Origin of the sequence: Exiguobacterium acetylicum (assembly GCF_019890935.1) — a bacterium.
GTDB classification, from domain to species: domain Bacteria; phylum Bacillota; class Bacilli; order Exiguobacteriales; family Exiguobacteriaceae; genus Exiguobacterium_A; species Exiguobacterium_A abrahamii.
In genome coordinates this window covers 2,146,560-2,161,278 of sequence record NZ_CP082333.1, presented here as the reverse complement: position 1 = coordinate 2,161,278, position 14,719 = coordinate 2,146,560, and the positions used below count along the sequence as shown (strand labels likewise).

14 protein-coding genes are annotated in these 14,719 nt (G+C 45.1%); 11 read left to right on the top strand and 3 right to left on the bottom strand.

The window, feature by feature from the left end:
• Positions 1-16 precede the first annotated feature (16 nt).
• Positions 17-1,288 (top strand): FAD-dependent oxidoreductase, encoded by a 1,272-nt coding sequence (locus K7G97_RS11335; RefSeq protein WP_223040609.1) that lies wholly within the window; start codon positions 17-19, stop codon positions 1,286-1,288.
• 254 nt (positions 1,289-1,542) lie between these two features.
• Here K7G97_RS11335 and K7G97_RS11330 read toward each other — a convergent pair whose 3' ends face one another.
• On the bottom strand, positions 1,543-1,938 hold the full coding sequence (locus K7G97_RS11330; protein WP_023468862.1) for a disulfide bond formation protein B: 396 nt from the start codon (positions 1,936-1,938) through the stop codon (positions 1,543-1,545).
• 65 nt (positions 1,939-2,003) lie between these two features.
• On the opposite strand from K7G97_RS11330, the gene K7G97_RS11325 reads away from it, so the two are divergent.
• The 5 genes from K7G97_RS11325 to K7G97_RS11305 all read left to right on the top strand — a co-directional run bounded on the left by K7G97_RS11325 (position 2,004) and on the right by K7G97_RS11305 (position 7,430).
• Positions 2,004-2,894 (top strand): transcriptional regulator CcpC, encoded by an 891-nt coding sequence (locus tag K7G97_RS11325; RefSeq protein WP_029342184.1) that lies wholly within the window; start codon positions 2,004-2,006, stop codon positions 2,892-2,894.
• Positions 2,878-3,990, top strand: coding sequence for an N-acetyldiaminopimelate deacetylase (locus tag K7G97_RS11320; protein ID WP_023468860.1), 1,113 nt, complete (start codon positions 2,878-2,880; stop codon positions 3,988-3,990). The genes K7G97_RS11325 and K7G97_RS11320 overlap by 17 nt, the downstream gene beginning before the upstream one ends.
• Before the next feature lie 234 nt (positions 3,991-4,224).
• Positions 4,225-5,622 carry a cytochrome ubiquinol oxidase subunit I gene (locus tag K7G97_RS11315; protein ID WP_023468859.1) on the top strand — a complete coding sequence of 466 codons (1,398 nt, stop codon included), beginning with the start codon at positions 4,225-4,227 and terminating at the stop codon, positions 5,620-5,622.
• A 12-nt stretch (positions 5,623-5,634) separates the two neighbouring features.
• The gene (locus K7G97_RS11310; RefSeq protein WP_023468858.1) at positions 5,635-6,657 is read left to right on the top strand and encodes a cytochrome d ubiquinol oxidase subunit II; all 1,023 of its coding nucleotides are present in this window, start codon (positions 5,635-5,637) and stop codon (positions 6,655-6,657) included.
• Positions 6,658-6,761: 104 nt separating this feature from the next.
• Positions 6,762-7,430: a potassium channel family protein gene (locus K7G97_RS11305; protein WP_023468857.1), complete on the top strand. Its 669-nt coding sequence runs from the start codon at positions 6,762-6,764 to the stop codon at positions 7,428-7,430.
• Positions 7,431-7,468: 38 nt separating this feature from the next.
• On the opposite strand, the gene K7G97_RS11300 is transcribed toward K7G97_RS11305, so the two are convergent.
• Positions 7,469-8,245, bottom strand: a complete 777-nt coding sequence (locus K7G97_RS11300; RefSeq protein ID WP_223040608.1) for a Cof-type HAD-IIB family hydrolase — start codon at positions 8,243-8,245, stop codon at positions 7,469-7,471.
• 173 nt (positions 8,246-8,418) lie between these two features.
• Between K7G97_RS11300 and K7G97_RS11295 the strand changes: the two genes are divergently transcribed.
• The gene (locus K7G97_RS11295; protein WP_023468855.1) at positions 8,419-8,634 is read left to right on the top strand and encodes a DNA-dependent RNA polymerase subunit epsilon; all 216 of its coding nucleotides are present in this window, start codon (positions 8,419-8,421) and stop codon (positions 8,632-8,634) included.
• Positions 8,631-10,298, top strand: a complete 1,668-nt coding sequence (gene rnjA, locus K7G97_RS11290; RefSeq protein WP_223040607.1) for a ribonuclease J1 — start codon at positions 8,631-8,633, stop codon at positions 10,296-10,298. The genes K7G97_RS11295 and rnjA overlap by 4 nt, the downstream gene beginning before the upstream one ends.
• A 45-nt stretch (positions 10,299-10,343) precedes the next feature.
• Here the strand turns inward: rnjA and def are convergent, their stop codons facing one another.
• The gene (def, locus tag K7G97_RS11285) at positions 10,344-10,883 is read right to left on the bottom strand and encodes a peptide deformylase (RefSeq protein ID WP_023468853.1); all 540 of its coding nucleotides are present in this window, start codon (positions 10,881-10,883) and stop codon (positions 10,344-10,346) included.
• A gap of 377 nt (positions 10,884-11,260) precedes the next feature.
• On the opposite strand from def, the gene pdhA reads away from it, so the two are divergent.
• The 3 genes from pdhA to K7G97_RS11270 all read left to right on the top strand — a co-directional run bounded on the left by pdhA (position 11,261) and on the right by K7G97_RS11270 (position 14,718).
• Positions 11,261-12,343, top strand: coding sequence for a pyruvate dehydrogenase (acetyl-transferring) E1 component subunit alpha (gene pdhA, locus K7G97_RS11280; protein WP_023468852.1), 1,083 nt, complete (start codon positions 11,261-11,263; stop codon positions 12,341-12,343).
• A 3-nt stretch (positions 12,344-12,346) separates the two neighbouring features.
• Positions 12,347-13,324: an alpha-ketoacid dehydrogenase subunit beta gene (locus K7G97_RS11275; RefSeq protein ID WP_035406692.1), complete on the top strand. Its 978-nt coding sequence runs from the start codon at positions 12,347-12,349 to the stop codon at positions 13,322-13,324.
• A gap of 101 nt (positions 13,325-13,425) precedes the next feature.
• The gene (locus K7G97_RS11270) at positions 13,426-14,718 is read left to right on the top strand and encodes a dihydrolipoamide acetyltransferase family protein (protein WP_023468850.1); all 1,293 of its coding nucleotides are present in this window, start codon (positions 13,426-13,428) and stop codon (positions 14,716-14,718) included.
• Position 14,719: the final 1 nt, after the last annotated feature.

Genomic DNA, 14,719 nt, shown 5'->3' with positions numbered 1-14,719 from the left:
TTGAGGAGGCGAGAGTATGACGATTGGGATTATAGGTGGAGGGTTATCCGGCTTGACGGCAGCTGCATTATTCGCAAAACAAGGAACGCCGGTCACGCTTTGGGATGCGGGGTTACTTGGAGGACGTGCCACCTCTCAAACCGTAAAAGGATTTACGTTTAATTACGGTGCTCATGCGATTTACGGACGCGATCAATCGATTCTTCGCAAACTAACGAAACAGCTCGGTATCGAAGTGACGTGGCTGGATTTCTCGGCGAGTCGTGCGAAATATGAGTTTTCAGGTCATTTGACGGCAGTTCCTGCGAATGCCTGGGGATTATTGAAAACAGAAGTCATCGAAGGAACGAACAAAGTACGTTTCACATGGGAAATCATTAAAACGATTTTACGAGTCGAACGAGGGGATCCGCAACAATCGATCGGGCAATGGTTAAAGACAGAACGAGTCGATGAACAAGTGGCACAGTTGATGCTTGATTTGGCATCAACGAACTTTTTTACGGCAGAACCCGAAAAAATTCCGTCAGACGTCTATTTCGAGTATTATCAAAAACTTTTTCGGACGCGCAAGCCTGTCTCATACATCGAAGGTGGATGGCAAGGGTTAATACAGGAGTTGGAACGGATCATCCTAGAGAACCACGGAGAAATCCTGAAAAAAACAAAAATAACAGCAGTCGAATCGACTACGACAGGATTCTTAGTACGTGATCGAAAGAAACAAGAATGGAACGTCGAACGGATCATCTTTGCCGTACCACCGCGTGAAATCTTAAAAATGGCGACTCCCACTGCCATTCAGCGATTTGTTACACCGTACGCGAGCCATGAACCGGTAGAAGTATTCGTGTATGATCTTGGACTTCATCCGTATATCCAAACACCGTATTCATACATCTACGACCGTTCGCATCGAGCTTTCATCACGGATTTATCGCATTATGATGCAAGTCTTGCACCGAAAGATGGTCAAGTCCTTCAAGCAATCGCCTACCTTGAACACGATCGACTTGAGGATCCTGAATATATTGGACATGTCCGAACAGGAATCGAACAGATGCTTGACGTTCATTTTGCAGATTGGCGACAACGTATCGTCGCAGAACGAACGATCAAACGAGCAGTCGTACAAGAAATCAAATGGAAAATGGGGCAAGCGCCGCTTGCGACTCATATTCCGGATCATGCAGGTATCGCTTTCGTCGGGGACTGGTGTGAAGGTACGGGACAACTCTCGGAGCTTGCGTTCTCAAGTGCCGTGAGCGTCTTCAATCGCTGGACGTGATGTCAAACGGGGGCTGACTCAAAAAAAGAATGACGCGTCTTTTCACGCCCTTTCCTCAGGCGAGACACAAGCCAGTTTTCCTGCTTCGTTGAAGCAGGAAAGCGGGTCTTGTTCGTCTCTGACAGCGCATAAATGGCTTGTTCCTGTAGGAGTGGCGTGTGACGCGTCATTCTTTTTGTTACGAGATAAGGATGGCAGATCATCATTCTGCCACCCTTATCGTTGTAGAGACTGACTTTTGAGTCAGCCCCATCTTATGCTTCATTGTTCGAACGTGCTGGATAGAACGCTAGAATCAAGAGTAAAGTGAAGGCAATGAGACTCATCATCGGAATCGTCAAGAAACCAAAATAGTTGACCCACTTGATGAGACAGCCGCTTGTACATAATGCTTCGCCATCGGGTAAGCGCTCAAGGATGACGTGGTACAAGGCGACACCAAAGCCGGCAAGCACATACAGGCGAACGAAGAGCGGATCGATCGTTTTCGACCGGAATAGCGAGATGAGCAAATAAAAGGCAGTCGTATACATGAATAGCCGTTGCCACCAACAGAGAGGGCAGGGAATGAATCCGCGAATTTCACTGAAATAGAGACTGCCAAGCGTTGCAATCGTTGAGATGATGAACATAAAATGATAGCGTGTCATATGTATCGTCCTTTCTAACGTGTTAAACTAATGCCATCTTATATCATGAGGAGTCGAATCTCACATTGCAAGTGTCGGAAATGGAAATGTTGATCACCTTATCGGAAGAATTGAATATGAGGCGCGCTGCTGAACGATTATTCGTCTCGCAACCTGCACTTAGTCAACGTCTCGTTGCGATTGAAAGACGCTGGGGAACAAAGTTATTCATTCGTTCATCGCGTGGGTTAAGCATCACACCACAAGGAGAAAAAGTAATCGGTCTCGCAAAAGAGATGAATCGGAAGGAACTTGAGTTAAAAAGTGAATTGACAGCAGAAGAGGGGGCTGTTTATGGGACGCTTCGAATTGCCGTCGCTTCCATCATGGGGCAATACTGGCTCCCGCGTGTCTTGAAACGATTCGTTGAGCGTTATCCGCATGTCCGTGTTCAGCTTGTCACGGGATGGTCCAGTGAGATGATGCGCCATATGTTAGAGGAACATTTTCATATCGGAATCATTCGTGGAAACCCGGACTGGAAAGGTGTCAAAGAACGTCTTTTCTCGGATCCGCTCTATTTAGTCGATAGTGAGTTGACGTCAATCGAACAGTTACGCGTGACGGATCGACCATTCATCCAGTTCAAGAGTGATTCAACGTACTATCAGGAAATTTTAGAATGGTGGCAAGATCGGTTCGCAAGTCCACCATCTCGGACGTTGGTCGTCGATCAAATCGAGACATGTAAGCAGATGGCTCTACATGGAATTGGATTTGCGATTTTACCCGAGTCGACGATCCAACAATCAAATGAAGTCATGCAGCTTCCGTTAAAAACATCATCTGGAAAGATATTAAAGCGAGATACATGGATTTTATCTACGGAATCGATGCTTGAACTAAAACAAGTTCAAGCATTTTGGGACATCGTAAAAGAAGAAGGAGGAAGTCAGTCAGATGGAATACGCCATTGAAATGCGGCGCGCGCTTCATAAAATACCAGAACCAGGGTTCAAGGAATTTAAGACGCAAGCTTTTATATTGGAACAAATTCGTGCTTATCCACCAGATCGTGTCACGTATGATACGTTCGAAACGGGTGTTTTCGTTCGAGTGAAAGGATTGACTGGAAATCGGACGATTGGATACCGGGCAGACATTGATGGGTTACCAATCGAAGAAGCGACAGGTCTTCCATTTTGCTCGGAACATCCAGGCTTCATGCATGCCTGTGGTCACGATATGCACACGTCGATTGCGTTGGGATTGATGAAACGAATCATTGAATTGCCGGTCATGGATGATGTCGTCTTTTTATTCCAACCAGCGGAAGAAGGTCCGGGCGGGGCAGAACCGATGATTAAAAGTCCGTTGTTTGAAAAATATCGTCCAAGTGAGATGTATGGTCTTCACGTCGCACCGGAGTATCCAGTCGGTACGATTGCAAGCCGTCCAGGCGTCTTGTTCGCGAGTGCTCGAGAAGTCCATATCACGATCTATGGTCAAAGTGGTCACGCGGCATTTCCTCATTTGACGATTGATACGGTCGTTGCGCAAGCAGCCTTGATCATGCAATTGCAAACAATCGTCAGCCGATCCATCAATCCGATGAACTGTAGCGTCATCACGATCGGAAAGGTCGATGCCGGGATTCGAGAAAACGTCATCGCCGGTAGAGCTGTTCTTGACGGTACGATGCGCGCACTCAACGGGGAAGATATGGAAAAACTGGAACGACGTGTTCGTGACATCATCCGGGGAATCGAAGCTTCCTTTGGCGTCAAGATTGATCTGCAATTCGGAAATCGTTATTACGAGGTCGTCAATGACCGACACATCGTTGATAAATTTTCATCATTCGTTAAGATGAATGCGAACTATATTGAATGTGATGCAGCAATGACAGGAGAAGACTTTGGATTCATGTTGAAGGAAATTCCAGGGATGATGTTTTGGCTCGGAGTCGACAATCCAACATCTGGACTTCATCAACCAACCTTGAATCCGGATGAATCCGCTATTCCATTTGTGATTGATTTACTCGATCATTATTTCCGAGAATATGTTTAAAAAGTTTTATGAAATAATGAAGGACATTAAGCTTTCCCTTTCGAAATCAAGAATGGGAAAGCTTTTTATATATGTAAGAATAGGAGTTTTCGAACATTTTGTGAAAAAAATCACGTGCACATGTGAACAATTTGTTACATCAAACATTATAAACAGACATAAAGGGTTATGTTCTCTATGATACGGTTATAGACCATATAGAGAAGTATGTTTTAGGAAGAGGGGGCTATATACATGTTCAATGATCCCGTATTGCTCAGTCGATTGTTGACAGGGCTCACATTAGCGTTTCATATTATATTCGCGACGATTGGCGTCGGGGTACCACTCATGGTACTCGCAGCTGAATTCATCGGTCTGAAACGCAAAGATCCGGATTATATTTTATTAGCAAGACGGTGGACGCGTGGATACGTCGTTACCGTCGCAGTCGGTGTCGTGACAGGGACGGCCATCGGATTGCAATTATCACTACTTTGGCCGTCACTCATGCAAGTGGCTGGTCAAACGATCGCACTACCGCTATTTATGGAAACATTCGCATTCTTCTTTGAAGCGATTTTCCTCGGTATTTATCTGTACACGTGGGATCGGTTTAAAAACCCATGGTTACACTGGTTGATCGGGATTCCGGTCGTCATTGGTGCGACAGCATCAGCATTCTTCATTACGACGGTCAACTCCTTCATGAACTCACCAGAAGGATTTAAGATCGTCAACGGAACGCTAACGCAAATTGAACCATTAAAAGCAATGTTCAATACAGCAACACCTACAAAAGCAACACACGTCATCGTATCGGCTTATTTAACAGTCGCATTCATCTTGGCGGCAATCGCGGCGTTCCACTTACTCCGCAAAAAAACACTCTCAGCAGCGGAAACAGCGTATCACAAAAAAGCACTTCGCTTAACGGTTATGGCTGGATTGATTTTTGCCTTCTCGACGGCACTTGTCGGGGACTTCTCAGGGAAATACTTGGCGAAATACCAGCCAGAGAAACTCGCAGCCGCTGAATGGCATTTTGAAACGACAAGTGAAGCCGAGTTGATCTTTGGTGGGATACTTGATCAGCAAGAAGACGGCAGTTATGAAATCAAGGGTGCCGTCAAAATCCCATATGCACTCTCAATTCTTGCGGGTGGAGCTCCAGATACAGAAGTCATTGGTCTAAATGAGTTCGCAAAAGAAGATCAAGCACCGCTGATCGTTCACTATTTCTTCGATATCATGGTTTCGATCGGTATGTATTTGGCTGCCATCTCTGCCTTGTTCATCTTGGCATTCCGTTTGAAAAAATTAAATCCTTATAACAAATGGATTTTAAGAGGTGTCTTCATCGGTGGACCTCTGGCGATGATTTCAATTGAAGCAGGTTGGATGTATGCTGAAATTGGTCGTCAACCTTGGACACTGTACGGCATCATGCGGACAGCAGATGCGGCGACGACATCAACTGCTGTTGGTCCGATGTTGATTCTATTCAGTGCCTTGTACTTGATGCTCGGTACGATTTGTACAGTCGTATTATTACGGATGTTCAAGAAAAACCCGGTTGGAAAAGAACTTCAAGAACTTGCTGAAAACCACCACGCGCGTGGGGAAGCTATGTTCGTGGATGATAACAAGTAAGGAGGGAACGATTTGGACGTTCAAACACTAGGAATTACGGTCCTTTGGACTTTCCTGTACGGATATCTCATCGTTGCCTCAATTGACTTCGGTGCTGGATTTTACGCCTTTTATTCAAAATATACGAAGCGGGATCATTTAACGAATCGATTGATTCTTCGTTATCTCTCACCAGTGTGGGAGGTAACGAATGTCTTCTTCGTATTCTTCTTCGTCGGACTAGTCGGGTTCTTCCCGGATACCGCTTATTATTTCGGTACGGCACTGCTCGTGCCAGCCTCAATCGTTCTCGTATTGATTGCGATTCGTGGTAGCTTCTATGCATTTGCCAATTATGGATCAAACGACAGCATGTTCTATACGTTCTTATATGGAGCAACTGGTCTATTGATTCCGGCGGCGATGTCAACGACTTTGACGATCAGTCAAGGTGGATTCATTCGTAAAACGAATGAAACAGTCGAGTTTTTAGGAACAAAATTATTTACGAACTTTTACTCTTGGTCGGTCGTAGCACTCGCTATCGTATCCGTCCTCTATATCAGTGCGATGTTCCTCTTGTTCTACGCAGATAAAGCGAAGGATGAAGGAGCTACGCCATTGATTCGTAAATGGGCACTCTTCTGGAGTGGTCCAACGATTCTAGTCTGTGCACTCGTTTTCTTTGGATTGAAAAATCAAGCGGCATGGCACTATGAGAACATCTTAAACGGGAACTGGTGGTGGTTCGCTGCTAGTTTCATCTTCTTCCTTGTTGCGGTGACACTCGTCTACATGAAGAAGAATTACGGAATTGCTTTCGTCGCGGTCATGCTACAGTATGGAGTGGCATGGTTCGGTTACGGTTATACGCACTTACCATACATCTTGTATCCATATATCGATATCAACAAAGCGGTCGTTAACGAAACAATGGCTTCCGCACTCGTCGTTGTCTTCATCTTCGGACTCTTACTCTTGATTCCGGCGTTGTACTTGATTTTACGACTCTTCTTGTTCGATAACGATTATGTACGTGGGAAATCCTCAAAATAATGGATGAATAAACGCCTCTGCGAATCGCAGGGGCGTTTATAGTAATTTTAAAATGAATCGGGTACACTACTAAGGAAGAGCGATTGTGAAGGAGAGTTGTGAAAATGAATGGAGAGTTTGCAGTAATTGGACTAGGGCGCTTTGGTGGCTCGATTGTCCGTGAATTATCGAAAAATGGCTACGATGTCTTAGCGATTGACTCCGACGAGGAGCGCGTCAATGAATTTATGGGAATTGCGACGCATTCCGTCATCGCGGACACGACGGATGAGAATGTCTTAAAAAGTCTAGGAATCCGAAACTTCGATCATGTCATCGTTGCCATCGGGGAAAATATTCAAGCATCCATCTTGACGACATTGATCTTAAAAGAGCTCGGGGTACAATCGATTACTGTCAAAGCGACGAACGATTACCACGAAAAAGTATTACGAAAAATCGGAGCAGATTTCATCGTTCACCCCGAACGGGATATGGGAGTGCGGATTGCGAACGGTTTAATGAGTTCCAATATTCTTGACTATCTCGATTTATCTCAAGAATTTTCGATCGTTGAAATTAAAGTCAGTGACCGGATGGCAAAACAAACATTGATTGACCTGGATCTACGGAGCAAATACGGAGCGAACGTCGTCGCGATTAAACGTGGAGAAAACGTTCTGATTTCTCTACAAGCTGACGAAATGATTGAAAAAGGGGACTATCTCGTCGTCATTGGTGAAAATGAGGACCTCGACCGTCTAGAGCGTGCGATTCATAAAGTGAAGAACTAAAAAAAGCTGAGGCGCGCCTCAGCTTTACATTTACTTAATTAAATGAGTTGGAATTCTTTTAGTCCATGTGCGATACCGTCCTCAAGGATGGGTTTCGTGACGTAATCAGCGGCAGCTTTCGTTTCTGGAAGCCCGTTCCCCATCGCAATACCGGTTCCAACGTAGCGGAGCATCTCTAAATCGTTTAAGGCATCACCGAATGCAAAGGTATCTTCGCGGCGAATATTCGTCAATTTCAGGAATTGTTTGATCCCTTCTGCTTTCGAAGAACCGACATTGATGACATCCATTGCATGTGGGTGCCAACGAATGAAATCGAATGCGTCATAGCGTTTAACATAATCGCTCTCTTCTTCAGCTGTGCAGTAGACGAGCGTTTGGAAAACATCATGCGATAAAAACGCTTCTTCATCGTGAATCGGTAACGGCATATCAAGCTCACCGAGCGAATCGACGACATGAACGTCATTTGATTTCGTCGTGAAGCCTTTTGTTTCACCGAGGTAGACAAGTGTATGTCCGTTTTCACGTGCTTGTTGTGTCAACTGTGTCAAATCCGTCTTCGGTTGTGGACGTTTGTAGATGATTTCATTTTGATGAACGACGATTTGCCCGTTATAGCCGATAATTGTATCGATGTTGAGCAATTCACGGATTCCAGACAACATCGCAGGTCCGCGTCCAGTTGCGAGTGCTACATAGACACCATTTTCTTGAAGCTTACGAATTGCCTGTTTTGTTGATTCCGGAACAAAATGACCATCATGCAATAAGGTTCCGTCGATATCGAAAAAGACGACTTTCTGATTTGCCATGGTTTCACCTTCTCTTTTTAATTGGTCAAAATGACCTGTTCATGTGAAAGTATAGCATAACCAAAAGCGTGTTGCCTGAAGGGAACATGCGGAATAAGGATGAAAAATAGTCTGTGTATCGTGTATACTGTACTAAGGACAAAAAACAATGTACTGATAAGGAGTTGCTAGGCATGATTTTTAAAGTATTTTACCAACCGCTTCGTTCGGAAGCACCTGTTCGTGAACGGACAGAAACAATGTATGTAGAAGGGGAAAGCATTCGTGACGTGCGATCAACGATTGACCACCTCAAAGATATCAACATCGAGTTCATCCGCGAAGTCAGCGGAGAATTTTTGACATACGAACAACAACATCCTGATTTCAAGGTTGCGACGTTCGAATGAAGTTCGTCAAAAACCATCAGGCCGCCGTTTTCGCACTCGGTGGACTCGGGGAAATCGGGAAGAACACGTATGTCGTTCAATTCCAAGATGAGATCATCGTCATTGACGCGGGTGTCATGTTCCCAGAAGATGAATTACTCGGAATCGACTATGTCATTCCAGATTACACGTACTTGATCAAGAACAAGGACAAGGTCAAAGGCGTCTTCATCACACACGGTCATGAAGATCACATTGGCGGTCTGCCTTTCTTGCTTAAACAAGTGAATTTACCGATTTACGCTGGGAAGATTGCGATGGGTCTCATCAAAGTGAAGTTAGAAGAGCATGGTTTGCTTCGCAACGCGGAACTGCATGAGATCGATGAAGATTCGGTCATCAAGTTCCGGAAGACAAGCATCTCGTTCTTCCGTACGACACACTCGATTCCGAATTCGTTCGGTGTCGTCGTCAAAACACCACAAGGGAACATCGTGCATACAGGGGACTTCAAGTTCGATTTCACGCCAGTCGGAGAGCCGGCTGATTTAGCGAAAATGGCTGAACTCGGTAAAGAAGGCGTATTGTGTCTTCTATCGGACTCTACGAACGCAGAAGTGGAAGGGTTTACGATGAGTGAACGTGTCGTTGGGGAAACGATCTCAGACATCTTCCGTAAAGCGGAAGGGCGGATCATCTTCGCGACGTTTGCGTCGAACATCTATCGTCTGCAACAAGTCGTCAATGCTTCTGTAGAAGCAGGACGGAAAATCGTCGTCTTCGGACGTAGCATGGACAAGGTCATGATGATTGGTCAAGAACTTGATTTCATCAAAGCGCCGAAGGGTACGATCATCGAGCCGAACGAGATGAAACGTTATAAATCAAATGAGTTGACGATCCTTTGTACCGGTTCACAAGGAGAACCGATGGCTGCACTTAGCCGTATCGCAAACGGAACACATCGTCAAATCTCGATCATTCCGGATGATCTCGTCATCTTCTCATCGTCACCAATCCCAGGAAACGTCGTTTCTGTCGGAAAGACGATCAATCAGCTATATAAAGCTGGCGCAGATGTCATGTACGGTAAACTGAATGATATCCATACATCAGGTCATGGTAGTCAACAAGAGCAGTTGCTCATGTTACGTTTATTGAATCCGAAATACTTCATGCCGATTCACGGGGAATACAGGATGCTGAAGAAGCATATGTCGCTTGCGATGGATGCTGGTGTACCGGAAGAGAACTGCTTCGTCATGGATAACGGTGAAGTACTCGCATTAGATGCGAATGCAGCCGCTATCACTGGGAAGATTCAAGCGAATGCCGTTTATGTCGATGGAAAAGGAATCGGAGACATCGGAAACATCGTCTTACGCGATCGCCGTATTCTCTCAGAAGAGGGACTCGTCGTCGTCGTCGTGACGCTTGACTCGAAGACGAATCGTCTCGTCTCTGGACCGGACATCATCTCGCGTGGTTTCGTCTACATGCGGGAGTCGGGTAATTTGATTAAAGATGCTGAACGTCTACTCAAGCGTTCGCTTGATCAATCGCTTGCGAACCGTAATACGAAATGGACGGACATCAAACAAGTCATCAATGATACGCTCACACCGTATTTAACAGAAAAAACACAACGTCATCCAATGATCATGCCGATCATCATGGAAGTCTGATTCAAAAAAATCCTCGTCTCCGAAACGGAAACGAGGATTTTTGCATTACGTGGCAGGACCGTATTCCTTGAACGGTTCTTTTTTATCAATCCGATCATAGAACATGACGCCATCTAGATGATCATATTCATGCTGGCAGACGATTGCTTTCATCCCTTTTAAACGTAATTTTACAGGATTTCCGTTATGATCGATGCCAGTTAGGGTAATACGCATATAGCGCGGTACATGTCCTTCGACTTCACGATCGACGGACAGACATCCTTCGCCGCCTGTTAAATACGTCTGCTCGACGGAATGACTGATGATTTTTGGATTATAGATACCAAATTCCAATAAATCATCACCATCCGGTAAGCGGATCGCGAACATGCGCTTGTTGACACCGATTTGTGGTGCTGCAAGTCCAATGCCGCTTCGTAAATCGTATTTCTTCGCAATTTCATCATCTTGACTGTTGGCGAGGAACTCGCGCATGAGTCGCATCGTTTCCTTATCCTCATCGCTGAGAGGGAAGGTCACTTCTACTGACCGTTCGTGAAGAGCAGGAACGTCTTCGCGTACGATTTCATTCATGGTGATCATGAACAACACTCCTTTCGTCTACAAAAAGTATAGCATAGGAAAGTGGGGAATGATGACAACTAACACAGTAGGAAAATATCGAATGATACAGAAGATGGAATATTCTAGTTTTGTGATTGAATTCACAATGTGAAACGCGAAAAAAATAAAACATTTCCTTTGATTTTAAGGTGTTACAGATTTATACTTGTAACGTAATGAACAAGACACTATAACGTGTCGATTCATGATAATACAGTTTACTCAACTGAATAGGTACACAGACACATGTTCAAAGGATAGTCACACGGGACTTCGTTTTTTGGACACTATTGTTATGTGGGCAAATCAGTCAGAGGAATATTTCGCTGAACGCAGTGAAAGGATGAGGTGAAAAGATGAACGTAAACATGTTTAAAAACGTGGAAGAAAACTTTGAAACGTTCCGCATTCTTGACGAGAAAGGTGAAGTCGTCAATAAAGACGCTATGCCAGATCTCTCGGATGAAGAGCTTACGGAATTAATGCGCCGTCTCGTATACACACGTATCTGGGACCAACGTGCAATCTCACTTAACCGTCAAGGACGTCTTGGTTTCTACGCTCCAGTAGCTGGACAAGAAGCGTCAATGATCGGTACGCAATTCGCTTTGGATAAAGATGACTGGATTCTTCCTGGATACCGTGATATTCCACAAATGGTCTTCCATGGCTTCCCACTTTACAAAGCATTCTTGTTCTCACGCGGTCACATCACAGGTGGTAAGATCCCTGAAGGTGTTAACGTCTTAATGCCACAAATCATTATCGGTGCGCAGATCGTTCAAGCGGCTGGTGTTGCTCTCGGTCTTAAGAAAAGCGGTAAAGAACAAGTCGCAATCACTTACACAGGTGATGGTGGTTCTTCACAAGGTGACTTCTATGAAGGTATGAACTTCGCTGGAGCTTTCAAAGCACCTGCAATCTTCGTCGTTCAAAACAATCGTTTCGCAATCTCGACACCTGTCGAAAAACAATCTATGGCGAAAACAATCGCTCAAAAAGCTGTCGCTGCTGGTATCAATGGTATCCAAGTCGACGGTATGGACGTTCTTGCTGTATACGCAGCTACGAAACAAGCGCGTGTTGAAGCACTCAACGGTGTTCCGACATTGATCGAAACATTGACTTACCGTTACGGACCACACACACTCGCTGGTGATGATCCAACACGTTACCGTACAAAAGACATGGATGATGAGTATCAAGCACAAGATCCACTCGTCCGTTTCCGTGCTTTCATGGAAGCAAAAGGTCTTTGGAACGAAGATAAAGAGAACGAAGTCATCGAGCAAGCTAAAGCTGACGTTAAGGAAGCACTTGCACAAGCTGACAAAGAACCAAAACAAAAAGTTACAGATTTCATCAACGTGATGGCTGAGAAGCTTCCACAAAACCTGCAAGAGCAGCTTGATGAGTATACAGCAAAGGAGTCGAAATAACCCATGGCACAAATGACGATGATCCAAGCGATCACTGACGCAATGCGCGTCGAGATGAAACGCGACGAACAAGTTCTCTTGTTCGGTGAAGACGTCGGTAAAAACGGTGGGGTATTCCGTGCGACAGAAGGTCTTCAAGATGAGCTCGGCGAAGACCGCGTCTTCGATACACCACTTGCAGAATCAGGTATTGGTGGTCTTGCTGTCGGATTCAGTCTGACAGGATTCCGTCCAATCATGGAAATCCAATTCTTCGGATTCGTATTCGAAGTATTCGATTCAGTCGCAGCACAACTTGCGCGTCTCCGTTACCGTTCAGGTGGCACGTATAATGCACCTGTTACAATCCGTTCACCATTCGGTGGCGGTGTTAAAACACCGGAACTTCACGCAGATAACCTCGAAGGACTCATGGCTCAGTCACCAGGACTTAAAGTTGTCATTCCTTCAACACCTTACGATGCAAAAGGTCTTTTGATCGCGTCAATCCGCGACAACGACCCAGTCGTATTCCTCGAGCACATGAAACTCTACCGTTCATTCCGCGGTGAAGTGCCAGAGGGCGATTACACGATCGAACTCGGAAAAGCTGATGTTAAACGTGAAGGTACAGACGTAACAATCGTCACTTACGGTGCGATGGTACACGCTTCACTTAAAGCAGCTGAAGAGCTCGAAAAAGAAAACATCAGCGTCGAAATCATCGACTTGATGACAATCAGCCCAATCGACATCGATACGATTCTTGCTTCTGTCAAGAAAACAAACCGTGTCGTCGTCGTTCAAGAAGCACAAAAACAAGCGGGTATCGCTGCAATGGTTGCAACTGAAATCCAAGAACGTGCAATCCTTGACCTCGAAGCGCCAATTCTTCGTGTTGCTGCTCCAGATACAATCTTCCCATTCGCACAAGGTGAAGACGTCTGGATCCCAGATCACAAAGATATCGTTGAGAAAGTCAAAACTGTCTACAATTTCTAAGAGCATTTCGGAAAATAAGGAGAGGGGTTCATTCTCTCCTTGCTTCCGTTTTTACAGATAACAATCGACTAGAAGAGTGAACTAAAAGGAGGCATATTCAAATGGGTTTATTTGAATTCAAATTGCCGGATATCGGTGAGGGTATTCATGAAGGTGAAATCGTAAAGTGGTTCGTAAAAGCGGGCGACACTGTCAAGGAAGACGACGTTCTTCTTGAAGTACAAAACGATAAAGCAGTCGTTGAAATCCCATCACCAGTTGATGGTACTGTTAAAGAAGTAAAAGTTGACGAAGGTGTCGTAGCTGTCGTTGGCGACGTCCTCATCACTTTCGAAGTCGAAGGCGAAGGTTCTGCTCCTTCTGAAGAAGCAGAGCAACCAAAAGCTGAAGACAACGCAAAAGACGTTCAAGATACGGATCAAAAAGTGGAAGACAAACCAAACGAGGTTCAAATCCATAAATCAGAACGCGTCATCGCGATGCCATCTGTCCGTAAATATGCACGTGAAAAAGGTGTCGACATCCGTGAAGTCCAGGGTTCTGGAGACAACGGTCGTGTCGTCAAAGAAGACATCGATGCATTCGCAAATGGTGGTCAAACTTCTGAAGCACCAGCAACAGAAGAAAAAGCACCAGCTGCAGCTGCTTCTGCACCAAAAACAGAAGTTAAGCCATACGTTGCTGCTCAACCTGAACTTGAAACACGCGAGAAAATCAAAGGAATCCGTAAAGCGATTTCGAAAGCAATGGTTAACTCGAAACATACAGCTCCACACGTAACACTCATGGACGAAGTCGATGTTACGAACCTCGTAGCACTCCGTAAAAACTTCAAAGAAGTTGCGGCTGCTCAAGGTACGAAATTGACTTACCTTCCGTTCGTCGTAAAAGCATTGACTGCTGCTGCTAAAAAATACCCAGCAATCAACGCATCAATCGACGATGTAAACGAAGAAATCGTCTACAAAAACTACTTCAACATCGGTATCGCTGCAGATACAGACAACGGTCTTGTCGTACCAGTCGTTAAAGATGCAGATCGTAAATCGATCTTCTCACTCGCTGACGACATCAACGACCTTGCTGGTAAAGCACGCGAAGGTAAACTTTCTGGCGAAGAGATGAAAGGCGGATCAATCACGATCACTAACATCGGTTCTGCTGGCGGTCAGTGGTTCACACCAGTCATCAACCACCCAGAAGTTGCAATCCTCGGTATCGGCCGTATCGCTGAAAAAGCAGTCGTTAAAAACGGCGAAATCGTTGCTGCACCAGTTCTTGCACTTTCATTCAGCTTCGACCACCGTCTCATCGATGGTGCAACTGCACAAAACGCGCTTAACTTAGTTAAACGCCTATTGAACGACCCACAACTTCTCATCATGGAGGGATAAG